The organism is Clostridium estertheticum subsp. estertheticum (assembly GCF_001877035.1).
Classification (GTDB): Bacteria; Bacillota; Clostridia; order Clostridiales; family Clostridiaceae; genus Clostridium_AD; species Clostridium_AD estertheticum.
In genome coordinates this window covers 4,670,276-4,694,019 of the sequence record NZ_CP015756.1, presented here as the reverse complement: position 1 = coordinate 4,694,019, position 23,744 = coordinate 4,670,276, and the positions used below count along the sequence as shown (strand labels likewise).

18 protein-coding genes are annotated in these 23,744 nt (G+C 30.1%); 12 read left to right on the top strand and 6 right to left on the bottom strand.

What is annotated here, in order from left to right:
• Positions 1-77: 77 nt before the first annotated feature.
• The 4 genes from A7L45_RS21880 (at position 78) to A7L45_RS21865 (ending at position 11,077) form a co-directional block, all read left to right on the top strand.
• The gene (locus tag A7L45_RS21880) at positions 78-5,519 is read left to right on the top strand and encodes a diguanylate cyclase (RefSeq protein ID WP_071614729.1); all 5,442 of its coding nucleotides are present in this window, start codon (positions 78-80) and stop codon (positions 5,517-5,519) included.
• Positions 5,520-5,825: 306 nt separating this feature from the next.
• Positions 5,826-8,756 carry an insulinase family protein gene (locus tag A7L45_RS21875; protein WP_071614728.1) on the top strand — a complete coding sequence of 977 codons (2,931 nt, stop codon included), beginning with the start codon at positions 5,826-5,828 and terminating at the stop codon, positions 8,754-8,756.
• A gap of 80 nt (positions 8,757-8,836) precedes the next feature.
• On the top strand, positions 8,837-9,784 hold the full coding sequence (locus tag A7L45_RS21870) for a phosphoglycerate dehydrogenase (RefSeq protein ID WP_071614727.1): 948 nt from the start codon (positions 8,837-8,839) through the stop codon (positions 9,782-9,784).
• Between the two features lie 60 nt (positions 9,785-9,844).
• Positions 9,845-11,077, top strand: coding sequence for a competence/damage-inducible protein A (locus A7L45_RS21865; protein WP_071614726.1), 1,233 nt, complete (start codon positions 9,845-9,847; stop codon positions 11,075-11,077).
• A 128-nt stretch (positions 11,078-11,205) separates the two neighbouring features.
• Here the strand turns inward: A7L45_RS21865 and A7L45_RS21860 are convergent, their stop codons facing one another.
• From A7L45_RS21860 to A7L45_RS21835, 6 genes are all read right to left on the bottom strand, one after another.
• Positions 11,206-11,715 carry a ferritin gene (locus A7L45_RS21860; RefSeq protein WP_071614725.1) on the bottom strand — a complete coding sequence of 170 codons (510 nt, stop codon included), beginning with the start codon at positions 11,713-11,715 and terminating at the stop codon, positions 11,206-11,208.
• Positions 11,716-11,907: 192 nt separating this feature from the next.
• Positions 11,908-13,101, bottom strand: a complete 1,194-nt coding sequence (locus A7L45_RS21855; protein ID WP_071614724.1) for a S8 family serine peptidase — start codon at positions 13,099-13,101, stop codon at positions 11,908-11,910.
• A gap of 131 nt (positions 13,102-13,232) precedes the next feature.
• Positions 13,233-13,625 (bottom strand): DMT family transporter, encoded by a 393-nt coding sequence (locus tag A7L45_RS21850; RefSeq protein WP_084647613.1) that lies wholly within the window; start codon positions 13,623-13,625, stop codon positions 13,233-13,235.
• A 94-nt stretch (positions 13,626-13,719) separates the two neighbouring features.
• Entirely contained in the window at positions 13,720-14,205 is a 486-nt protein-coding gene (locus A7L45_RS21845) for a dUTP diphosphatase (protein WP_071614722.1), read from the bottom strand.
• Positions 14,192-14,743 (bottom strand): 2'-5' RNA ligase family protein, encoded by a 552-nt coding sequence (locus A7L45_RS21840; RefSeq protein ID WP_071614721.1) that lies wholly within the window; start codon positions 14,741-14,743, stop codon positions 14,192-14,194. The genes A7L45_RS21845 and A7L45_RS21840 overlap by 14 nt, the downstream gene beginning before the upstream one ends.
• Before the next feature lie 39 nt (positions 14,744-14,782).
• Entirely contained in the window at positions 14,783-15,328 is a 546-nt protein-coding gene (locus tag A7L45_RS21835; RefSeq protein ID WP_071614720.1) for a hypothetical protein, read from the bottom strand.
• A gap of 235 nt (positions 15,329-15,563) precedes the next feature.
• Here A7L45_RS21835 and A7L45_RS21830 point away from each other — a divergent pair, with 235 nt between their 5' ends.
• The 8 genes from A7L45_RS21830 to A7L45_RS21795 all read left to right on the top strand — a co-directional run bounded on the left by A7L45_RS21830 (position 15,564) and on the right by A7L45_RS21795 (position 23,712).
• Complete coding sequence (locus A7L45_RS21830; RefSeq protein WP_071614719.1) at positions 15,564-15,725, top strand: DUF1540 domain-containing protein; 162 nt, start codon at positions 15,564-15,566, stop codon at positions 15,723-15,725.
• Between the two features lie 210 nt (positions 15,726-15,935).
• Positions 15,936-17,192 (top strand): UDP-N-acetylglucosamine 1-carboxyvinyltransferase, encoded by a 1,257-nt coding sequence (locus A7L45_RS21825; protein WP_071614718.1) that lies wholly within the window; start codon positions 15,936-15,938, stop codon positions 17,190-17,192.
• Positions 17,193-17,217: 25 nt separating this feature from the next.
• Positions 17,218-18,003 carry an MBL fold metallo-hydrolase gene (locus A7L45_RS21820; protein ID WP_071614717.1) on the top strand — a complete coding sequence of 262 codons (786 nt, stop codon included), beginning with the start codon at positions 17,218-17,220 and terminating at the stop codon, positions 18,001-18,003.
• 66 nt (positions 18,004-18,069) lie between these two features.
• Positions 18,070-18,633, top strand: a complete 564-nt coding sequence (locus A7L45_RS21815) for a GerMN domain-containing protein (RefSeq protein WP_071614716.1) — start codon at positions 18,070-18,072, stop codon at positions 18,631-18,633.
• A 94-nt stretch (positions 18,634-18,727) separates the two neighbouring features.
• On the top strand, positions 18,728-19,225 hold the full coding sequence (locus A7L45_RS21810) for an SEC-C metal-binding domain-containing protein (protein WP_071614715.1): 498 nt from the start codon (positions 18,728-18,730) through the stop codon (positions 19,223-19,225).
• Between the two features lie 258 nt (positions 19,226-19,483).
• Positions 19,484-19,963 (top strand): 23S rRNA (pseudouridine(1915)-N(3))-methyltransferase RlmH, encoded by a 480-nt coding sequence (rlmH, locus tag A7L45_RS21805; protein ID WP_071614714.1) that lies wholly within the window; start codon positions 19,484-19,486, stop codon positions 19,961-19,963.
• A 358-nt stretch (positions 19,964-20,321) separates the two neighbouring features.
• Positions 20,322-22,052 carry an ABC transporter ATP-binding protein gene (locus tag A7L45_RS21800; RefSeq protein WP_071614713.1) on the top strand — a complete coding sequence of 577 codons (1,731 nt, stop codon included), beginning with the start codon at positions 20,322-20,324 and terminating at the stop codon, positions 22,050-22,052.
• Positions 22,045-23,712, top strand: a complete 1,668-nt coding sequence (locus tag A7L45_RS21795; RefSeq protein WP_071614712.1) for an ABC transporter ATP-binding protein — start codon at positions 22,045-22,047, stop codon at positions 23,710-23,712. The genes A7L45_RS21800 and A7L45_RS21795 overlap by 8 nt, the downstream gene beginning before the upstream one ends.
• Positions 23,713-23,744: the final 32 nt, after the last annotated feature.

Below are 23,744 nucleotides of genomic sequence, written 5' to 3'. Positions count from 1 at the left end.
AGTGTACTATATTTGAAAATGAATTTCTAGCATTATCTAAAATGTTAATTTAATTGATATTTGAGGAAGTGATTAAAGTGGAAATTATTAACAATAGATATCGAATAGTTAAATCTATAAAACAAAATAGGTTAGTTTCCAGTTATATTGTAAATGATATAAGAAAAAATTATGATACGGTACAATTAAATATTCTTAATTCAGATTATTTAAAGAAAGAGTTAATAGAATTTTATACAAAAGAATTTATAAATTTAACTAACTTAAAATGCGAAAATGTAACATTAGTATATGACTTTGATTTATTAAATTTATTAGATAATAAAAAATTAGATGATAAAGTTTATTTTTTCACAAATGAGTATGTTAAAAATGATTTTAGTATTTTAGATGTAGTAAGTAATATGCAAAGTGATGAATTATTAGATTTATTTATAGAAATATGCCAAAGTATAAATTATCTCCATTTAAAAGGATTTGTTTATAGGGATATAAATTTAAGTAATATAATAGTTACGAATACAAAATACAAAAAAAATTGCGTTAAATTCAAAGATTTTGCAACAGTGGAACTTGAAAAACAAACTTTTTGGAAAGATGAGAATAATGAGGATTATTTTAAGGCTCCAGAGATATTAAAAGGTAAGAAATGTAGTATATTTAGTGATATATATTCTCTAGGAATTTTATTGTTTATCATATATATGAAGAGTAAAAATTGTAATTTTGTTACAAATGATGAAATTAATGATATTAAAATAAAAGAGATATTTAATGATAATAGAAATCTTAACATAAATTTCCAAATGATTATTGAAAAGATGATTTGTAGTGATATTACAAGGCGATATCAAAATATTTCAGAAGTAGTAATAGACATAAATAATTTATTTGAAAAGCGATACATCTCATATAGAAAAAAGGAAATAAATAAATTAAATACTAACTTGAAAATGATAGGCAGAGGGGATGAAGTATATAAAATTATCAATAGCTATGAATGTATAAAAAATGAAGGTGAAAATAATCTTACGGTTTTTATACATGGCGAATCGGGTATCGGTAAAACGCGGTTTCTTAAGTCATTAAAATATCTTTTTTCTTTGAGAAAAGTAAATGTTTATAATAGTTTTACATTAGGGGCTTCTACTAAAAACAGTAATGTGGCTTTTGTAGATATATTAAAACAGCTTATTTCTGAATGCGAACCAGAAATATTAGAAAGATATGAATCTGAATTGGTAAAATTCATACCTGAATTAGGTAGTAAAAAGAATATAATACATTCAAAACCATTGAGTGGAGATAAAGAAAAATATAGGCTTATACACTTTGCTGCGGGTTTTATAGAAGAGTGTATAGGTAATAAACCTATAGTTATAATTATTGATAATTTTCATTTAGCAGATGAGTTTACAATTGAATTAATAGAATATATTACGAGAAAGAAGTTACAAAACAAAAAAATTATGATTATAATGTCATACTGCGATGGGGAATGTGTACTAAATAAAAAATTTATAAAATTCAAGCAGACTATATCTAGGAGTGTTGTAGTAACAAATATATTTTTGAAAGAGTTAAGTGAAATAGAAGTAGGGAAAATGATTGAAAATATTTTAAGTATGCCTAATATACCATATAAATTTGCAGAGAGTATATTTGAAAAGACAAAAGGCAATCCATTATTTGTGCAAGAAATTATAAAGAGCTTTTTCAATAAAAAAAGTATTTATATAGAAAAGGAAAAAGGGTGTTGGACTATAGATTACGATTATTCTAAATTTAATGTGCCAGAGGATATGCATCCAATACTTCTTAATCAAGTTAAAGAAATGGGAAAATTAAATTTTAATATTCTAAAAATAATATCTATATTTAAAAGTGCGGTTTCTTTAGAAGTAATAAAGGGTTTTATTAATAAGAATAGTGAAGAACTCGGGATAGTTATTAAGGGGCTTATTTCCTCGGGAATATTATGTAAAAAAATTGAGGATAGAGGTTTTGTATTTGATTTTTATAATAAGTTTCTTAAAAGTCTTATGTATGAAAGAATTAGTGATGAAGATAAAAAAAATATGCATAGATTAGCATCGGTATTACTTGAAGGTTTTTATGCACAGGGTGGTACAGAATATATTGAGGAACTAATTTATCACTTAGAAAAGTCAGATCAACGGCAGAAGATTATTGAATACTGCATTGAAAATGCACGGAAAATGAAACTTTTAAAAAATAGAAGCGATGCAATAAAAAATTTAACTAAAGCAGTATCGATAATTAATTGTTTAAATAATCCAGTTGAAAACATCAAGCTCATTATGGATCTAGCCGATTTGCATGAACAAGAAGGACATAATTCTATCGCTATAGAATACTATTTATCACTTCAAATGTACAATGATAATACTCAGTTGCATAATTACACAATAGATAGCTTGATTAAAGTTGCAATGGTATATTTAAATAAAAATGATATTAAGAGTGTTATTTATTATATTAAAAAAATTAATACCATGCTAGAAAAAACAGATTATTGCTCTGGATGGCTTAAGTGTCAAGGAATCCAAGCTAGTGTATATGAGATAATGCAAGAGTATGAAAATGTTGAAGCAATATGTAACAGTGGTATAGAAATGTGCAAGAGTGAATATGAAGAACTGAAATCGATATTTTATAATCATAAGGGTATAGTTCTTATGAGAATAGGTAGAGCGCAGGAAGCATTAATATTTTTTAAAAAGGCAATAACTATATGTAATAAATATGACAATATTGATGAATTAATAAAAGCACTAAATTATATAGGAGTTATTTATGAATATTATTACCAAGATAATAATATGGCTACAAAATATTTTTTAAAAACAAAAAAAATATGTGAAAAGAATAATATGAGTAATAGAGAGGTAGATGCATCAATTAATATTGCGGTGACGCATTTTCTAGTAGAAGAGTATGAAATATCACTACAATATTTTATCGAACAGTTAGGGAAATGTAGGAAATATGAATTTGAGCTAAAATTATTTTATTGTTATACATCGATTGCTAGTATCTATTTAAGATTAGATGATTACGATAATGCTTATAAGTATTATGAACTTTGCAATAAGGAGATTACTAATCATCCTGACCAAAGGGAAAACATTGAAATATTCTATCTTTTAGCAGCTGAGATTAACTATAAATTAGGGGACATGCAAAAGGCTGAGTCTTATATTAATAAAGTATTAGTACTATATGGGAACAATCAATCTATACTTGCATTATGGGCTCAGATTTTAAATAAATGCATAAAAATATATTTGAGAAAAAATGATGATGACTTAATAAAGGATATTACAAATATTGTAACAATAGCTAATAAAGTATTATATGTAGGCAGTAGACTTAATATATTTTATGGAGTTGTAATACTTTTATATGATAATGAAATACAAGAGTATGCATCAATTATTTTTAATGAGATTAACAAGATTAATATCGATATTGATATAAAAGAGCACAGAGTATATGTTAAAAAGTTATATGTTGACGGATTAATAGAAAATAAGAATAGTATTGAGTTTTTTAACGAGGCTTTAGAATATTCAAAAAAATATAAAGAAATAGATATATGTTGGAAAATATATACTGCGATTGGTGATTACTATTTTAACAAAGAGGATTATTTGTATGCAGTAATATATTACTTTGAAGCTTGTGGTATATTAAAGAACATAAATCTTAGATTGCCAATTAAGCATAGGTTATCTTATATAAGATTAAACAATGCAATAAGACCTTTCAATAGATTTTTAGGAATTAACAATTATTATAAAAATAATAAGGATACCTCCATGCTCAAATTTGAACAGGCAAGTATTAGCGATGAAGAAGGATTAATTGATGCATTAGAGCAGGTAAACCATAAGGATATTTTGAAAAATGAAAACTTTATAAAATCTATTAAAAAAATATATTCAGTTTCTCTTCATGAAGGTATCCATGATATAGGTGATGTATTAGAAAACTTGCAAGCTGATAACTTAAGAAACTTAGAACTCATAATTGATTATTTGTCTTATATAACATTGGCGACTAGAGGAATAATAATTATTAAGGATGATGACAATAAAGAATATAAAGTTATTGCATCTAGTGATAGAAAATATGAGTTACCACAGTCCCCAGAAAAATTATCTGAAATATTAAGCCAAGATAAGGCAGAGTTAGTAATGGATTGTTATCAAAATCAAGGTGCAGCTGGCGATAAAAACAATATTTATAATACTATAAAGGCGTCTATTTGCATCCCAATTATCATGGAAGACATTACTGAAAAAAGTATTGTGAAGAATGAAAGAAGAAAAAGCATACAAGGGAGCAAGTATATAATTGGGCATATATATATTGAGTCTCAAAGAGTACTAAACAATTTAAACAATGCTAGTATGAAAAAATGTACGGAGCTTAGTAAAGTAATAGGTATAATAATTGAGAAATATAAGCTTAGACTAAGTTCATCAGTTGATAAATTAACGGGAACACTTACTAGAAAATATCTAGAAGAGGCCTTAGATGAACAAATTGAAAAATCAAGTCTTGATGAAAGTAAATTTTCTCTTATTATGTATGATTTAGATTGTTTTAAAATTATAAATGATAAATTTGGACATAGGACAGGAGATTATGCTTTAAAGAGGGTTTGTGACGTTGTGTTAAGGAATTTAAGAGATACAGATATTGTTGGTAGATATGGGGGAGAAGAGTTTATTGTTATTCTTCCAGATACAGATATTTATGAAGCACAGCTTGTGGCTGAAAAACTTAGAAGTAAAATAGAACAAGAAAAAATATTAGACAATAGACGGGATGTTACTGTAAGTTTGGGAGTTATAACGTGCCCTATGCAGGGGGAGTGGCAAGGTGAATTGGTTGAGAGGGTAGATCAAGCATTATATGTGGCGAAGCAGCAGGGGAGAAATCGATATGTTACTTGGAATAGCGATTTCTCTAAAAAGGCGAAAAAAACAGATAGACTTGCGGGTATAATATCTGGTAATGAATTGCAAGATCACCGCAATGTACTTGCAATGATAGAATTAATTGAACTAATAAATATAAATTTAACAAGAGAAGATAAGATATATAGACTACTTGGCAGGATTATTGAAATTACAGAAGCACAAAAAGGTATTTTATTTCTTGTAGAGGATGGACACATTACCAAAAAATATTCAAGAGAGATATTTATAAACGAATGGGTAGATAGCGATACTTATAATAAAGGTATAATAAAATCTATACTCGATAGTAAGCAGGGAGTTTGGAAGATAGATTGGGATACGATAATCGAATATGATGTTGTTACAGGTGCACCTAACTGGCAATCGGTTATTGTAATTCCACTTACCAAGGGGGATTATGTAAAAGGAGTATTATACTTATCTGAATCGACGCAAGTTAAAGAGTTTAGCTTTGACGATTTTAACTTTGTAAGTATGCTTGGTAAGATAATAGTCCCAATACTATAGCTTAAATTATTTTTTAGCTGATATATAGTATAGACTAAATAAAAATTAGGAAAGATAGATATATATAAAATAATTTATGTTGTTAGCAGTGTGGAATAAAATGGTGTATAATTAGTATAATAAAAGTAATTTTAATATTAGATAGCATTAGTACGGCATATTTGTCATACTAATGCCATACATATCATGTTCATTCAATGGTTTTCATTCATATGATATGTAATGTGCTTAGATTTGAAAATTCACGGAAGATGAAACACTTAACGAGCTGTTTAAGTTTTCAAAGAAAGTATTAGGAGGAGAAAAATGAAGTTTAAAATTGGGGATATATACCATGGTTTTAAGTTAATTGAGGAAAAAAACATAGAAGAGTTAAATTCAGTAACAAGAATATTTGAGCATGTGAAAAGTGGAGCAAGATTACTTCATATAGAAAATGATGATGATAATAAAGTTTTTTCTATAGGATTTAGAACACCACCTAAAAATAATAATGGTCTTCCACATATATTAGAACATTCAGTTCTTTGTGGCTCTAGAAAGTTTCCTACAAAGGAGCCTTTTGTCGAATTAATAAAAGGGTCTTTAAATACATTTTTAAATGCTATGACTTTTTCAGATAAAACAATATATCCTTTAGCTAGTAAAAATGAAAAAGATTTTGTTAATCTTATGGATGTATATTTGGATGCTGTTTTTTACCCAAACTTATACTCTAAGCCGGAAATATTAATGCAAGAGGGTTGGCATTATGAATTAGAAAACAAGGAAGATAAACTAACATACAAAGGTGTAGTTTATAATGAGATGAAAGGCGCATTCTCATCTCCGGAAGGGTCACTTATGCGTAAAATTCAAGAATCCTTATTTCCAGACACTTCTTATGGTGTGGAATCTGGAGGAGATCCAGAATTTATACCAGATTTAACACAGGAGGAATTTACAGAGTTCCATAAAAAATATTATCATCCATCAAATAGTTATATATTCTTATATGGCGATGGAAATATTGAAGAACAATTACAATTCATAAGTGAGAAATATTTAAATAATTTCGATAGAATTCAGATTGATTCAGCTATTAAGCTACAAAAACCATTTAGTAAAATGGAAGAAGTTAAGATGGATTATCCTATTTCTTGTGATGATGAAGAGGAAGGAAAAACATTCTTAAGTTTAAATTTTGTGTCAGGAGATAATATTAGTCAGCCAGAAATGCATTTAGCTCTTGAAATTCTAGAATACTTATTATTAGAAAGTGCTGCAGCGCCTTTGAAGAAAGCACTTGTGGATGCAGAGATTGGTAAAGATGTATTTGGAAGTTTTGATAATAGTATATTGCAACCTGTGTTCAGTATAGTAGTAAAAAACTCTAATGAAAGTGAAAAAGAAAAATTCAAGGAAGTTGTATTTACAACCCTAAAGAATTTAGTTAGAGATGGAATAGACAAAAAACTAATAGAGGCATGTATAAATATTACTGAATTTAAGTTACGCGAAGCTGATTTAGGTGGTTTTCCAAAAGGCTTATTTTATTATATAACTAGTATGGATAGTTGGCTTTATGACAAGGACCCAACTATGCATTTAGAATATGAAAGTTATTTAAGTAAAATAAAAGCTGCACTAACTACAAATTACTTTGAAAAACTTATAGAAAAGTATCTTATTAAAAATAACCATAGTTCTATGGTTATTTTGAATGGTAAAAAAGGCCTTGCAGAGAAGAAGTCTAAGGTAACAGAAGAAAAACTAGAAAAGTACAAAGCAAGTCTTTCAGAAAAACAAGTAGAAGAGATTGTGAAGAGTACAAAAGATCTTAAAGAAAGACAAATGACACCAGACCCCGTGGAAGTTCTTGAAACTATTCCTTTACTTGAACTTTCAGATATTGAAAAAAAAGTAGAACATTTACCTTTAAAGGAAAATGATGAGCATGGAGTGAAAGTCTTATCTCATAATATTTTTACTAATAAAATTGCTTATATAAATATATTATTTGATGCTAAAAAAGTAGATGTAGAGTTAATACCTTATGTAACATTATTATCAACTATTTTAGGAAGAGTAAGTACACAAAATACCAATTACTCTGATTTATCTAATGAAGTTAATATTCATACTGGTGGTATTCATTTTACTACAGATGTATATGGTGAAAATGAAAATTTTGAAAAATACAATCCTAAGTTAGTAGTAAAAAGTAAAGCGTTAATCTCGAGTATTCCTAGATTATTTGATATTATTGCAGAAATAATTAGTCTTACTAAATTTGATGAAAAGAAACGTTTGAAGGAGTTAATTCAACAATTAAAATCAAGGTATGAAATGAAGATTCTTGATAGAGGACATATGGTAGCAGCTGGAAGGATTACTTCCTACTTTTCTCCAGCCTCAGCTTATATAGAAAAAACTACAGGAATATCATTTTATAAATTTTTAAATGAAATTGAAATGGATTTTGACAATAAAGCAGATGAAATTATAGAAAATTTAAATGAGGTTTCAAAGATTATATTTAATAAAAATAATCTCATAATAAGTGTTACAGGAGAAAAAGATATATATACCACATTTGCAAAGGAATTGCCTAAGGTTATAAGTATCTTAGGAGATGAAAAATTACCAGATGCTAAGTATGATTTTGTTTTGAGTAAAGATAATGAAGGATTACTGACTTCATCAGATGTTCAGTATGTAGCTAAAGGCTATAATTTCATTAAGAAAGGTTATTCTTATTCAGGTAAGATGTTAGTACTTAAGACAATAGCAAGTCTTGATTATTTATGGAACAGAGTTCGTGTGCAAGGTGGAGCATATGGTGGATTTGCTAATATTGCTAGAAGTGGTAACATAGTATTTGTGTCTTATAGAGACCCAAATGTAAAAGAAACTTTAAAAGCATACGACGGAATATGTGAGTATATAGAAAACTTTGAAGCATCAGATAGGGAAATGACCAAATATATTATAGGTACAATTAGTGATCTTGATTCACCATTAACACCTTCTATGAAGGGTGAGCGTGCTACTGCATATTATATAAGGGGTATCACGCAGGAGCAAAGACAAAAGGAGCGAGAAGAGGTATTAAGTACAAATGCCGATGATATTAAGTCTTTTAAAGCATTGCTCTCTGATATTATAAAGGAAGATTGTTTCTGTGTACTAGGAAATGAAACAAAAATTAAAGATAGTAAAGAGATATTTACTAATTTAGTAAATGTATTTAAATAAGGTGCCTTCTGGCACCTTTTTTTCAAAGAAAGGTGCCACACACGTGGCAAGTGGCATCTTTTCTTAAAAGGAGGATATACATGGCGATTAAGACGCTTTTCACATATAACTACGGTGGAGAAAAAAGGAAAGATATAGAAGCTTTTGGGTATGATATAAAGGTGATTTCAGAGGAAAATCTAATTTATAATGAAGAGCTTGCTGATATAGAAGTTTTAGTTTGTTATGATCCTTTTAAGACTCTTGATATAAGAAAAATGAAGAAACTAAAATGGATTCAATTATCGAGCATTGGAATTGACCAATTGCCGGTAGAATATGTTAGAAAGAGGTCTATTATAATTACAAATAATAAAGGTGGATACAGTATTCCTATGGGAGAGTGGATTGTTTTAAAAACCCTTGAGATGCTAAAAAACAGTAAAAAATTATATAAAAATCAAGTCGATAGAAAATGGAAAATGGATACAAGTCTCCTTGAGCTATATGGCAAAACTATAGGATTTATAGGGACAGGTACAATTGCTAATGAAGCGGCTAAGCGATTTCAAGGATTTGGGGTAACTGTATTTGGCGTAAATACAAGTGGACATGATGCTGAATATTTTGATAGATGTTATGCTATGGATGAACTCTGTGAAATGCTTAAATTATGTGATGTTGTTGTAGTAACCGTTCCATATACTAAATCCACACATCATTTAATTAATGAGGATATGTTTAGCTCGATGAAAGATGGAACTTTTTTTATAAATGTAGCTAGAGGAAATATTGTAGACGAACATTTTCTAATTAAAAGCCTAAAGAATGGTAAACTAGCTGGTGCTGCAATAGATGTATATGAAGAGGAACCTTTAAAAGAGAATAGTGAGCTTTGGGAATTAGATAATATTATATTAACTTCTCATAATTCATGGATTTCGCAGATGAGAAATGAGCGAAGGTTTGAGACTATATATGAAAATATGAAAAGATATATAATTAACGATAAGCTAGTAAATGTTGTAGATTTAAAAAGGGGATATTAAATTATATAAATATTCAGATGCCACTTATCATGTGGGTGGCACCAATAGGAGGAAACAATTATGAAAGCGGAAATATTAGCAGTAGGTACAGAAATATTACTAGGAGATATAGTAAACACAAATGCTCAATATATTGCTAAGAGATTAGCGGATCTCGGAATAACAGTATACCATCAGTCGGTAGTTGGAGATAATCCGGAGAGACTTTTAGAGGCATACAGATTAGCTTTTAGTAGAGCTGATTTAGTTATAACTACTGGCGGCCTTGGACCTACAAAGGATGATTTAACTAAGGAGGTAGCTTTTGAGTATTTTGGAAAAAAAAGTGTGGTACATGAAGCTTCTTTAAAAATCATTGAGGACTATTTCAAAAAGTCAAATAGAGTAATGGTAGAAAGTAATAAGAAACAGGCATATTTTCCAGTGGATGCAGTAATACTTCCTAATAATAATGGTACAGCACCAGGATGTATAATAGAAGAAAATAAAAAGATTGTTGTACTTTTACCTGGACCACCCTTTGAAATGAAGCCTATGTTTGAGGAGAGTGTAGTTCCTTACCTTAAAAAATTTGAGCAAGGTGTATTAGTTTCAAAGGTGCTAAGAGTTATTGGAGTTGGTGAGAGTAGCGCTGCAGAAATGATAGGAGATATATTGGACACGCAAACTAATCCCACTGTTGCCCCTTATGCTAAAGAAGGAGAAGTAACCTTTAGAATTACATCAAAAGCTAATACTTATGATGAAGGCATAAAACTTATGGAACCTATGGAAGCTGAAATACGTAGTAGACTTGGGAATGATAATATTTATGGTGAAGGAAATGTAACTTTAGAAAGTGTACTTTGCGAAATGTTAGTTAATAAAAAGCTAACTATATCAACAGCTGAGTCTTGCACAGGTGGAATGGTTGCAGCAGCACTTATAAGTTACCCTGGAATATCATCTGTGTTTATGGAGGGGGCAGTAACTTATACTAATGATGCTAAAATTAATAGATTAGGAGTTAAAAAAGAAACCTTAGATAAGTATGGTGCAGTAAGTAGTGAAGTTGCAGCTGAAATGGCATTAGGGATAGCAAAAACTGCGGGTACTAGTATTGGAATATCAACTACTGGAATTGCGGGGCCTGGTGGTGGAAGTGATGAAAAGCCTGTAGGTCTTGTATATGTAGGATTATATATTAATAATCAAGTTAAAACGAAGATGCTTAAATTATCAGGTGATAGGCAAAAAGTTCGCGCTAGGGCGACTAAGCAGTTACTAGACTGGGTTCGGAGAGAGTTATTATAATATAATTGTTTTTATATTATGGATAATAAAAAAGGTATAGACGTAAAAAAAACAGGTATTTACACCTGTTTTTTTACTCCTATATTACAATTGCTAACATATGTGTTATTTTTGTTAATATACATAGTTTATTTAGTAACAGGCGGAATGAAAACTTTTGTTGCGAGTTCGTTATCAAGCATATAAATACTTGTTGGGTCATCGTTAATTCTACCAAGTTTTTTTATAAGACCGTTGAAAGTAGCTTCTTCTTCCACTTGCTCATCAATAAACCACTTAAGTAAGCTTATAGTTGCATGTTCTCTTTCATCTGTTGCAATGTCTGTGAGATTATAAATTTTGCTTGTTACAACTTTCTCATGTGAATATGCAATTTTAAAAGCATCAATGAGAGATTCATAATCGTTTTTAGGATTAGGCATCCCGTCTAGAGTTACACGTCCATTCATTTCATTTATATAGTTATAAAATTTCATAGCATGGAATTTCTCTTCCTCGGCTTGTACTTTAAAGAAATTAGAAAAACCGTCAAAATCCTCAGCAGCACAATAAGCCGCCATAGCTAAATAAATGTGTGCAGAGTAAAATTCAAAATTCATTTGTTTGTTTAGTTCAGTGAACAATCTTTCGCTTATCATAATAATCCTCCTAGTATTTCGAGGGTAGTATAAAATAATGATCATACCCTTAGAAATGTTAATTAGTAATAGTAAATATTATTGTTTAAATGGTAATAATCATTTTTAATTAATTATAAATATTAAACAATATCTATATTATACACCATATATTTTATTGTAGACAACAATTATATATTATATAGTAATAATTTAAGGTAATAATTTCTCCAAATCTATAATGCCTGCACCTTGCATATATTTTGGGAAGTTTATTAAGTTTGAGGATATCTTTAGTAATGCTAGTGTATCTTTGAAACATAAATCTTTATTGTTTTCATAGAGGAGAGCGCATATACCACTTACAAAGGCAGCAGAGCAAGAGGTTCCTGTGTAGGTTGTATATAGATTATCAATGCCATGCGGGTAAAGTTTTATACCATTTTTTTCAGAGATGAATTGTGTGTCGGAAATCAAAGAACAAATGTCAACGCAGGCAGCAATTAAATTTGGTTTATCGAGTTTATGAAAAGGGCCACATGACGAATACTCATATATGATAGGGGTTTTAATGCTATCATAACCACCCACAGTTATACAGTTATTAAGCGTAGCTATACCTCGGATTGAACTCTTAACATTTTTATTGCTTCCACTAGGAACTATTACCACAAGACCTTTTGATACTGCTAAATCGAAAAGTTTCGCGAACAAAGAAAGCACAAATTCATTAGTTTCTAGAGTTTCAAAAGGGAGACAAATGATTTTAATATTGAAGTCGCCACTTTCATTAATTAGAGTTTCAAGTGAAAATAAAATATCTGATATAAACCCCTTACCTAGCTTATTGAATGCTTTTATAACATAAAGATGACTATTTTTTGCGACGCCTTTGTACATGCCTTTTGAAGCATAACCACTAGCGCAAATAAGTCCACTCATAAATGTGCCGTGACCATTATCATCATAAGGATAGGTTAAATTATTAACTACATCTATAAATTTTTTAATCTTATTATTAGGATTTAGTAGGTCATAATGCGGATATACACCGCTATCAATTATTCCAACGCCTATACCGTTCCCGGTTAAGTGGTAATTGCTTTGGAAGGAAACACCATTAGATGCTAGGACACTACTACCACATAAATGCGCATAGCAATCAAAGGTTATATATGTTACCTGTGGATATTCAAGCATTCTATCTATAACACTTGAGGTCAAAATAGCACAAATGCAATTTATAGAGGAAATATTACGTAGAATATCGCATTTTAGTGATTTTATTTTATTAATTGTTTTATTTTCAAGAGATTTACAATGTATTATTACCCTATAATTGTCATATAGGTTATTTAACAAAGCGTGTTTGAGAGATGGATCCAACTTGTTTTTGAAGGAAAACATGCATGCCTCCTAATGTATTGTTGCACTATTATAGTATATGCAAGTTTTTAAGATATGTTATTAAAAAAGAAAAGTATTGTCAACAAGGATGTAAAAAGTCAATAAAATTATAAAAAAATAAAAAGGGTGTATTACCCTTTCCACTTAAATATTATTATACCTAAAATCATTATGCCAACGCCTAAAAATTTAGAAATGCCAAATCTAAGCTGGGTAGCTCCAAATAATCCAAATCTATCAATTATACCAGCAGCGAGTAGTTGAGCGACTAATATAATAGAAATAGAACAAGTTGGTCCCATCTTTGTTATGCCGAGCATTACAGAAAATATAATTATGGCGCCTAAGACTCCTCCAAGCAAATAAAATTTATTTACATCTTTTATTGCTTTGAGATTACCATTTCCTGCTAGAAGAAGTATTATTAAAGTCAAAATTAAACCAGTAAATTGGACAAAGGCATTAGTTTCCCATAATCCGATTTTTTCACTTACTCTTGTATTAAAAACACCTTGAAGGCTCATACAGATACCTGCGATTACAGAAAATATTATGCCCAATTACAATCACACTCCTTTAAAATAGCTTTCCCAGAATGTTTTGTAATATTAAAATATTTTAGTATCCATTATCTTGTCTTTCATGGTTAATCTTGTTTTTATAAAAATATCCATTTTCAATATCTTCTTCAGAAAAGCCTAGACTTTGACCTAAACTTAAAAAGTCATTGAAGATACTCAAATAGTTATCTAAGGAAGAAGTAGTTGTAAAATTCGATATTGTTATGTATAAATTTAAAAACTGCGTTGATAATTCGCAAGTTATATTTTTCATGTTTAAGTTAATATCCTGAAAATTTTTCTCAAGTCCTAAGCTTAAAATAAAGTGGAGACAATCAATGTACTCTTCAAGAACTATATCTTTACTTGATGATTTTTTTGTACTCCAGAATTTAAAACAACGAGTTTCATTTGCGAGTTCACCGAGTTCTACTTGAAGGGAAAGTATTTTTTTGTTAAATAAAGGTATGCCTTCAAGATGATGCTGTGTTTCAATTCTATGGTCTAAAGTATTTTGCATCTGAAATAACTTATGTAAGTTCATATTTTTTAACCACCATTTCATCATTATTATTTATAGGTTTCCAAAGTTCTATAGCATTAATTGTTATAGTTCTTTGGAAATTTTCATCTTTAGCTAAGTTACAAGCTGCTACGTATTCGTTATTAGACCATTCTCTATCGGCGAAAGTTGTACTAGCAAGTGAAATATGTAAATTCCAATTTTCAATATGTTCTCTAACAGCAAAGCCTTGTGTACTTAATATAGAATTTATATTTTTAGATAATTCATATATAGTACCTTTGTTATCAATATTTAAGTTTACAGATTTAAAGGGAGGATCAAAACATATTACACCATTTAATTTAACTTCAAATTTAGTATAATCTTTAAGGATATTTCTTAAAGAAACATCTAAATCACAAAGACTAGGATTAGTTATTATTTCTAAAGTTATATGAAGTTTGGGCAAATTTGTATCAGCGCTGTACAGATTATATTTGTTGCAAAGTGATTTTTGCATAGATTCCATATATTCATAGGAAATTTCATCAAATAAGGCAACTAAGTAATAAATCATTTTTATCCTCCTTAAACCTAAAACGTATCTTTATGGTTTTTAGTATTTTCTTAGTTCATAAGTTTTAACTAACATTTCTTTTTTATTACTTACTTGTTTCCACAATTCTAGCCTAGAAACCTTTACAAATTTCAAAAAGTCATCTTTAGATAAGGTTGCATCAATACAAATTCCTGCATTGTATGATTTTTTAATAATATGATTGGCATTAGCTATTAAAATACGCAAATCAATAATGTCATCATCAGTTTTAACGTTAAAACCATGTAAAGCTAAAGTGTCTGTAATATTTCTTGCTATACGAAAAATGTAGCCTTTATCTTCGATTTTAAGATTAACTTGACTTGAATTATCAGTTAATTCAATACTGTTGTTTATGCCCACCTTAAAGTGTTTATAAGGAGCTAAAATTTTGGAAATAACTACATCTAATTTGTCTATATCAGGATTTGTAATAGTGCTAACAGTTATATAAAGGCTAGGGGAGCTCTTGTATAGTTTATATTTTCTACAAATATCCCTTTGAATATTCTGAACTATAGAATTTGATAAATCATCAAATAGTGCAACTAAAAAATATTTCATTTTTGTCCTCCAAGTGAAATTAATAACCAACATTGGTTAATATTATTTTGATTAAATTATAAGTTTATTATAACATAATTTTTGTTCTTTGTATTTTTAGTGTAAATTTCTGTAATCAACATTATTTTAATTTTATTAAGATACATAAGTATATATAAAAAGTTTTTATTAGTTGAATAAATTATATTAATAATACTAATAATAGATTTGTACTAAATAAAGGGAGGCGTTTTTTATGGAGCATAATGATAGTATAGGTTGTGTAGTAAGTGAATGTGAATATCATTGTAAAGATGACAATTTTTGTACTTTAAACAAAATTGATGTAGTAAAACATGAAAGTGTTGCTAAAACACCAGAATGTACAGATTGCGGTAGTTTTAAGACAATGAAATAATATAAAAATCACCCGTATTTTTTACGGGTGATTTTTATATTATATAAGTAGAAATTATAAATATTGTGTTAAACATAACAATATTATTTAACATTTTTAAAATAAGTGCTAGAATATAATGTAGATATGGTATAATCGAGTTGTATGTATAAAAATAATAATAAAAATAAAAATACTTAATATATAAGGTATAGTGAGGATGATACAAATATGGATAAATTGGTAATTAACGGGGGTCGACGTATCCTTGGTCAAGTGGAAATAAGTGGTGCAAAAAATGCAGCAGTAGCAATTTTACCAATAGCTATAATAGCAAGTAAGGGTAAATGTATCATTGAAAATATTCCAGATATAGAAGACGTAAATTGTATTGAAAGAATATTGGAAAATTTAGGCTGCGAAATTAAAAGAGAAAAAGATTCGGTTACAATAGATAGCACAAGTATAATTAGTATAAATGCTAATACAGAAGATGTAAGAAAAATGAGAGCATCATATTATTTGATTGGTGCGCTTTTAGCTAGGTTTAAAAAGGCTAGAGTAGAACTCCCAGGAGGGTGTCCAATAGGGGCTAGACCAATAGACCAACATATAAAAGGTTTTGAGGCACTCGGGGCAACGGTGACTATTGAGAATGGTGCTGTAAATGTTCAGGCTGATAAGTTAATCGGAACTAGTATTTATTTTGATGTTGTTACTGTAGGGGCAACGATAAATGTAATGACAGCCGCAACGCTTGCAGAAGGTACAACTATTTTAGAAAATTCTGCAAAAGAACCACATGTTGTTGATGTAGCTAACTTTTTAAATTCTATGGGAGCTAATATTAAAGGTGCAGGTACAGATGTTATAAGGATTATAGGGGTTGAGGAATTAACAGGATGTAACTATAGTGTAATCCCAGATCAGATTGAAGCAGGTACCTTTATGATAGCAGCAGCTGCTTGTGGTGGAGAGGTAACTATAAATAATGTTATACCAAAACATCTTGAATCAATTTCTGCAAAACTCATTGAAATGGGCGCAGAGGTAATTGAAGGTGGAGATAGTGTTACGGTCAAGTCCGAAGGAAGACTTAAGGCTGTAAACATTAAGACACTACCTTATCCAGGATTTCCAACAGATGTGCAACAACCAATGAATGCATTGCTTTGTATTTCAGAGGGGAGAAGTATAATAAATGAAAGTATCTATGAATCTAGATTTAAACAAGTGGATGAATTAAAAAAAATGGGTGCTAATATCAATGTTGAAGGAACTGTTGCTACAGTTGATGGTGTAAGCAAACTAAAAGGAACAGTAGTTGTGGCATCAGATTTAAGAGCCGGAGCAGCTTTAGTTATTGCAGGGCTTATAGCTGAAGGTACCACAGAAATTCTGGGTATAGAACATATTGATAGGGGATACCCTAATATAGAAGAAAAATTTAGAAATATAGGTGCAGACATAAAGAGAGTTACTATATAACAATTTTAAATTAAAGGAGACAATTATGATTTTTTGTCCATTATATAGTGGAAGTAGTGGAAATAGTATATTTGTAGCGTCACAAAACACAAAAATTTTAGTGGATGCGGGTATGCCGGGAAAAAGTATTGAAGGCGCGCTTAAATATATAAATCAAGACCCTAATGATCTCGATGGTATTTTTATTACTCATGAACACTCTGACCACATAAAGGGTGCTGGTATTGTTTCAAGAAGATATAATATACCGATTTACGCAAACGAAGATACTTGGAAAGCTATGGAGAGTAAGATAGGGAATATAAAAGAAGATAATATAAGAATTATAAATAATAATTCTGTGGATATAATGGATATGCATATAACAAATTATAAACTATCACATGATGCAGCAGCACCTATAGGATATGCTTTATATACCGGAAAAAAGAAAGCCTGTATAGCTACTGATTTAGGTTATTTTTCTGAGGAAGTAAAGAATATAATAAAAGATGCTGATGTGGTTTTACTCGAGAGTAACCATGATGTAGAAATGGTCAAATTTGGACCATATCCATATTCATTAAAAAGAAGAATATTAAGTGATGTAGGTCATTTATCTAATGATGCATGTGGACAAGCCATAGTGGATATAATGGGTAATAAGTACAAACATATCATTTTAGGTCACTTAAGTAAAACAAATAATTTTCCCGATTTAGCTTATCAAACAGTAGTTAATATTCTTAAAGAAAACAATATTGAAATAGGTAAGGAAATTTCTTTGAATTTAGCTAAAAGAGATATGCCAAGTAATCTAATTGAATTTTAAGAAAAATAGATATTACTACCTCAGTAGATTCAATACTTTAGTAAATTATTAAAGGAGAGGTCAAATATGAAAAAAGCAATCAAAATATTAGTATGTTCTATTCTAGTTGCGTCAACAATGGCATTTTCAGGGTGTGAAGAAAAAGATGAGAAAAGCGTCACTAATAAAGAAAAACTTGAAAATCTAAAACTACCTCTAGAAAAAGATGGCTTTATTCAATTGGGTATTTATTTTGATGGTACTAAAGATGGATCTACAGTGAAAGTAGTTAAAGATGAGAGAATTGTTAATAAGGAAGAGCTCATTGGTGAGACTATAATTCAGGAACTTATAAAAGGGCCTACTGTAAAAAGTGAGCTTAAACCAGTACTTCCAAAAGAAACTAGACTACTTAGTTTTTCAATTAAAGATAATATTGCTTATGTAAATTTAAGCAAAGAAGCTAAAATAAATATGTCAGAGGCTAAAGAAAAAAGTTGCCTTCAAAGTATAGCGGCATCGTTAACTCAATTGTCGTCTATAAAAAAAATTAAACTGACACTTGAGAATAATGATATCGATACTATAGGTGGAAATTTTGATGTATCTAAGCCTTTTAGTAAAGAAGGATTAACGCTATTAAAGAAATAAATAGCAAAAAAACGCACAAATATATTAATTTGTGAAGTATTTATTATAATAAAGAGATATAATAAATATATTATGATTTGAAGGAGAATAGAGGATGAGTTTATATAAAGAATGGACAGATATGGTGGTTGATTATGTTAAAAGTAGAGGAGAAGCTGCGTTTTGGCATGACTATGGTGAGATTGAAAGACGTATTTATACTAAATTATTAGCAAACCATACAGATAAGGTTGAAGGTACAATGGAAGAACTTGCTAAACAATTTGAAGTATCTAACATATATTTTATGGGGTTTACTGATGGAATAAATGATAGTCTTCTAGAGCCTGTACAATTAGAAGAAACTCAAAGTGACACAAAAGTTAATTTCAAAGTAGATTTTGAAAAACTTTATTTTAATATGTTAGATGCTAAAGCAGATTATTTATATGAACTTCCACAATGGGAAGGGATTTTTTCAAAGGAAAAGAGAAAAGAAATTCAAAGGTCATATAGAGATTCTAAAATGGTAGTTAATAATGATAAAGTTGGAAGAAATGATGCATGTCCTTGTGGAAGCGGAAAAAAATATAAGAAATGTTGTGGAAAATAATTTCAGTAATTATATAAGAAAATAAAAAACAAACGAATTAAAGTAATAAACTTTGCCTTTGGGACAAGGTTTATTACTTTTTTATTTGTCTATGATTATTAGGCAGAACTTATCAGAGCTGAAGTATCAAAAACTTAAAACCTTTTAGCATTGCTAAAAATCACATATGTATTTTATAAAGGGAGAGATTTGAGCATATAATAGTAGTATGTTATATGTATGACAATTGTTATATAAGTAAACTAAGGGAGATTTAAAATGAGCATAAGTATAATATGTGTAGGGAAAGTAAAAGAAAAATACCTAAGAAGCGCTATAGATGAATACGCAAAAAGATTATCTAGATATTGTAAACTTAATATAATTGAGTTAAGTGATGAGAAAACGCCAGATAATGCTTCTGGAAAAGAGGAGACATTAATAAAAGTAAAAGAAGGAGAGGCTATACTTAAGAATATAAAGGATAATATGTTTGTTATTGCTCTAGAACTAAAGGGGAATATGGTGTCCTCAGAGGAATTTTCAAATTATATAATGGATTTAGGGGTAAGGGGAGAGAGCAATATAGTTTTTGTAATTGGTGGATCATTAGGTTTGTCTAAAGGTGTTTTAGAAAGGTCCAATTATAAATTATGTTTTTCTAAGATGACTTTCCCACATCAGCTATTTAGAGTTATGCTACTTGAACAGATTTATAGAGGATTTAGAATAATAAGTGGGGAACCGTACCATAAGTAAATGAGGGTTTTTAATATAAAGTATAATGTATAAGGGTTTGCGGTGTTAGAAATAAATTGGTGTATTTTTTTATTTTACAGAACTATTCTAAGAATTAATTAGGTTTGAAAGATTGCAAATATTGTATATACATGTAAAAAATGATAGAATAAGTATAGAACGCCTAAAAGAGCATATAGTTTAAAAAATCCTAATATGAAGTAAAATCATATTGGGTGTTTTTAATAGTGTAAAAACCTCACCGGCTAATCATAGGGTGAGCAGTACATAAGTAAATACGCTTTTAATGTAAAGCTTTACAAAGAGTAAATAATAAACAAACAAATTATGTTTTACTGACCAGGGGGGGTATTAGGGCATGAATATATTAAAGATATGGAAGCTGTCAGATAAGAAAGAGTTGTTTATCCTGCAGCTCCTAATGAATATGGGGATGGCAGGTATAACAATTATAGTAAGTAATTTTGCGAAAAATGCAGTAGACCATGGCATTGACGAGGGAAAGATGCTTGGAATATTTGTTCAATTTGTAATTATAACGTTTTTGGGAGTTGGGCTAAGCTATAGTGGGGTGATTATCAGGTCTAAGTTTTCAATTGGACTGATAGAGAAGCTTAGAAATATAACCAATGATAAGCTAATAAACAGCAAATATGAGTATTTTGAAAATGAATCTTCAGGCAGTATCAATAATAGAATACTTCATGATATGAGTAGCGTAGGCGATTATATGTCTGGAGGATTGCCAGAATTTTTAAGCAACATGATTGTTCTTATCTGCTGTTTTATATATCTTTTGACACTTAATATTACAATGACACTTGTAAGTGCTCTATGTATACCTGTTGCAGTGGCAGTTGCTAAGAAAGTGGCAGCACCTACTTATGATACAATGGAAAAGTTCAGCAAGAAGATGGATGAGGTTATGGGGATCGCACAAGACACTGTAAATGGTATTAAAATTGAGAAAGCATATAATCTTAGAGAAAGACGTAAAAAATATTTTGATGAAAATATGGAACAGGCAACTTCATATTTTGTAGCTTATGAGAAGTTAGTGGTCAAAGCAGGACCTTATAAATATGTCATTAGGTCAGCACCTATGTTTGTTTCCATAATGTTAGGGTTTTATAATGCTTATAAGGGCAATATTACAAATGGTGAAATGGTAGCTTTTATCTTGTTGTTACAAAATGTATCAAAACCCCTTTCAGAACTTACAAGATATGTAACTGAGTTTAAAGAAGCCATGGTTTCTGTGGACAGAGTGATGGAAATTGTGGAACTTAGCGAAGAAGCCTTTGGAACAGGAGAAGCTTTTGAAAGGGAGATAGCGTTTGAACTTCATAACGTCTCTTTTTCCTATGGTAAAGATAATAAAACGTCAGACAATGTACTCAATGATATAAGTTTGTTTATACCAAAAGGAAAAACAGTTGCACTTGTTGGCTCGAGTGGAAGCGGTAAGAGTACTTTATTTAAGTTGTTATTAGGATTTCATACAACTACCCAAGGCGAAGTACGTTTATTTGGTAAGAATATAATGGAATGGGACATTGAGAAGGCAAGAAAGAATATTTCCTATGTAGCGCAAGATACATATCTTTTTGAAGGGACAGTTGCTCAAAATATTGCCTATGGCAAGCCTGATGCTTCATTTAATGAAATAATACAAGCGGCTGAAAAAGCTTATGCCCATGATTTTATAATGAGTATGTCAGAAGGCTATCAGACGGTTTTATCTGAAAGAGGAACTAATATTTCAGGAGGGCAGAAACAGCGCATCGCCATTGCACGTGCTTTTTTAAAGGATGCACCTATATTTTTGCTAGATGAAATGACATCAGCTCTTGATGTAGAATCAGAAAAGCTAATCCAAAAGGCCATCGAAAATTATAGTGAAAGAAAAACAGTCATTCTCATAGCCCACCGCTTATCAACGATCATTAATGCAGATGAAATATATGTATTAAGCCATGGCATTATAGCTGAAAATGGAACACATGAAGGTCTATTAGAAAAGAAAGGGGTATATAATATGCTTTATAGCAATCAAGTCTTAGGTAATACAGGTGAGCAAGATGCATGAATTGTATAAAGATTTGAAGAATACTTTCGTGTTTCTAAAAGGCCATTTCTTTGTGTATTTTACGGGTATAATAGGAATGATACTGTTACAATCAAGCAGTGCATTGTTAGAATCGTATCTCTTAAAGATGCTACTTGATATTGGTGCACCAGAGAGTATGTGGTTCATTTTTAAAATGATTGCTATCCTTGTCATTTATATGATCTTAATGGTGTTGTTGCTTCCAGTGTTTACATTTATGTTTAATGGCAGGGCAAAATATGGTCATTGTAACTTGAATAAGGCTGTGTACGAGAAGTTTAATAAAATAGATGTGAATTATTATGAAAAGAGACATAGCGGTGAGGTATTGTCTGTCTTTGAAAACGATACATGGGTGGTAGCCGTAATTTTTATGAGACACTTTAGACGTACCGTAGCTTCTCTTGCTACCATAGTGATTTATTTGATTCCTATGTTCGTATTTGATTACAGAATTACACTTATAATATTAACATTGAACCTAATTACACTTACTGCGAATACCTACATAGCTAAAAGGCTCAAAGCAACAACGAAGGAAATTCAGAAACAAATGAGTAATATGACAGTTACCATAGGAAATATTGTAGGCGGCATGTCAATAATAAAAATGTATCAACTTGCCGGCAGTATGAGAGAGAAGTTTAAGAAAGATAACAGTGAAGTTTCTAGGCTTAGTCTGAAAAATAGTAAAATAACAGCTTTGCTTACTTCTTATAATTTCTTTATATCTATGTTGAATATATTGGTCTTTCTTTTGCTTGGAACAATAATGGTAAAACATGGACTTACTACATATGGTAATATCCTTGCAATAATGACTTTACAAACAGCTCTCGATGCAAATTTTAGAGAGTTTGGTCAGTATTATCCCATGTTTTACAATAGTCTTGCAGGAACAGAGAGAATATACGATTTTCTTGACATAGAAGAAGAACCTTTAAAATGGGAAGCCGAGCACATTAATCAAGCAGAATATATTCAATTTTATAAGGTTAACTTTGGATATACACAAGATAAATTGGTGCTAAAAGACTTTAACCTTTCCGTAAAAGAAGGCGAAACACTAGCAATTATCGGGGAAAGTGGAAGTGGGAAGAGTTCTGTTGCAAAGCTTTTACTTGGATTTTATAAAATCAATTCAGGGGGGATATCTATCGGTGGAAAGAACCTCTCTGATATGATTTTGAGTGAAATCCGCGATATGATTGCTTATGTGCCACAGGAAGCGATACTTTTTAACACCACGATTATGGAAAATATTCGATATGGAAGAGAAGATGCCACGGATGAAGAAATATTTGCAGCAGCACGAGCAGCAAATGCAGACACTTTTATAAGGCAGCAGCCACAAGGATATGAGACACTTGTTGGTGAAAGAGGCATAAGACTGTCCGGTGGACAATGTCAGAGAATAGCTATTGCAAGGGCTATCATTAAAAATGCGCCTATACTTTTATTAGATGAAGCCACATCAGCCCTTGATTCGGAGTCGGAAAGACTTATTAAAAGCACTATAGATGAATATGGAAAGACCAGAACAACTATAATCATTGCGCACAGGCTCTCAACTATTGAAAACGCGGACAGAGTTTTTAGAATGGGTGAAGAAGAGCAACAGAGTATTGTTGCCGGGTAGTATTATACGATTAAATATTTTATTTGAGTTGA

What these genes read in the sequence shown, in the direction of transcription:
- A7L45_RS21875 (WP_071614728.1), top strand. Translation starts at nt 5,826, where the DNA reads ATGAAGTTTAAAATTGGGGATATATACCATGGTTTTAAGTTAATTGAG.
- A7L45_RS21870 (WP_071614727.1), top strand. Translation starts at nt 8,837, where the DNA reads ATGGCGATTAAGACGCTTTTCACATATAACTACGGTGGAGAAAAAAGG.
- A7L45_RS21865 (WP_071614726.1), top strand. Translation starts at nt 9,845, where the DNA reads ATGAAAGCGGAAATATTAGCAGTAGGTACAGAAATATTACTAGGAGAT.
- A7L45_RS21860 (WP_071614725.1), bottom strand. Translation starts at nt 11,715, where the DNA reads ATGATAAGCGAAAGATTGTTCACTGAACTAAACAAACAAATGAATTTT.
- A7L45_RS21855 (WP_071614724.1), bottom strand. Translation starts at nt 13,101, where the DNA reads ATGTTTTCCTTCAAAAACAAGTTGGATCCATCTCTCAAACACGCTTTG.
- A7L45_RS21850 (WP_084647613.1), bottom strand. Translation starts at nt 13,625, where the DNA reads ATGAGCCTTCAAGGTGTTTTTAATACAAGAGTAAGTGAAAAAATCGGA.
- A7L45_RS21845 (WP_071614722.1), bottom strand. Translation starts at nt 14,205, where the DNA reads ATGAACTTACATAAGTTATTTCAGATGCAAAATACTTTAGACCATAGA.
- A7L45_RS21840 (WP_071614721.1), bottom strand. Translation starts at nt 14,743, where the DNA reads ATGATTTATTACTTAGTTGCCTTATTTGATGAAATTTCCTATGAATAT.
- A7L45_RS21835 (WP_071614720.1), bottom strand. Translation starts at nt 15,328, where the DNA reads ATGAAATATTTTTTAGTTGCACTATTTGATGATTTATCAAATTCTATA.
- A7L45_RS21830 (WP_071614719.1), top strand. Translation starts at nt 15,564, where the DNA reads ATGGAGCATAATGATAGTATAGGTTGTGTAGTAAGTGAATGTGAATAT.
- A7L45_RS21825 (WP_071614718.1), top strand. Translation starts at nt 15,936, where the DNA reads ATGGATAAATTGGTAATTAACGGGGGTCGACGTATCCTTGGTCAAGTG.
- A7L45_RS21820 (WP_071614717.1), top strand. Translation starts at nt 17,218, where the DNA reads ATGATTTTTTGTCCATTATATAGTGGAAGTAGTGGAAATAGTATATTT.
- A7L45_RS21815 (WP_071614716.1), top strand. Translation starts at nt 18,070, where the DNA reads ATGAAAAAAGCAATCAAAATATTAGTATGTTCTATTCTAGTTGCGTCA.
- A7L45_RS21810 (WP_071614715.1), top strand. Translation starts at nt 18,728, where the DNA reads ATGAGTTTATATAAAGAATGGACAGATATGGTGGTTGATTATGTTAAA.
- rlmH (WP_071614714.1), top strand. Translation starts at nt 19,484, where the DNA reads ATGAGCATAAGTATAATATGTGTAGGGAAAGTAAAAGAAAAATACCTA.
- A7L45_RS21800 (WP_071614713.1), top strand. Translation starts at nt 20,322, where the DNA reads ATGAATATATTAAAGATATGGAAGCTGTCAGATAAGAAAGAGTTGTTT.
- A7L45_RS21795 (WP_071614712.1), top strand. Translation starts at nt 22,045, where the DNA reads ATGCATGAATTGTATAAAGATTTGAAGAATACTTTCGTGTTTCTAAAA.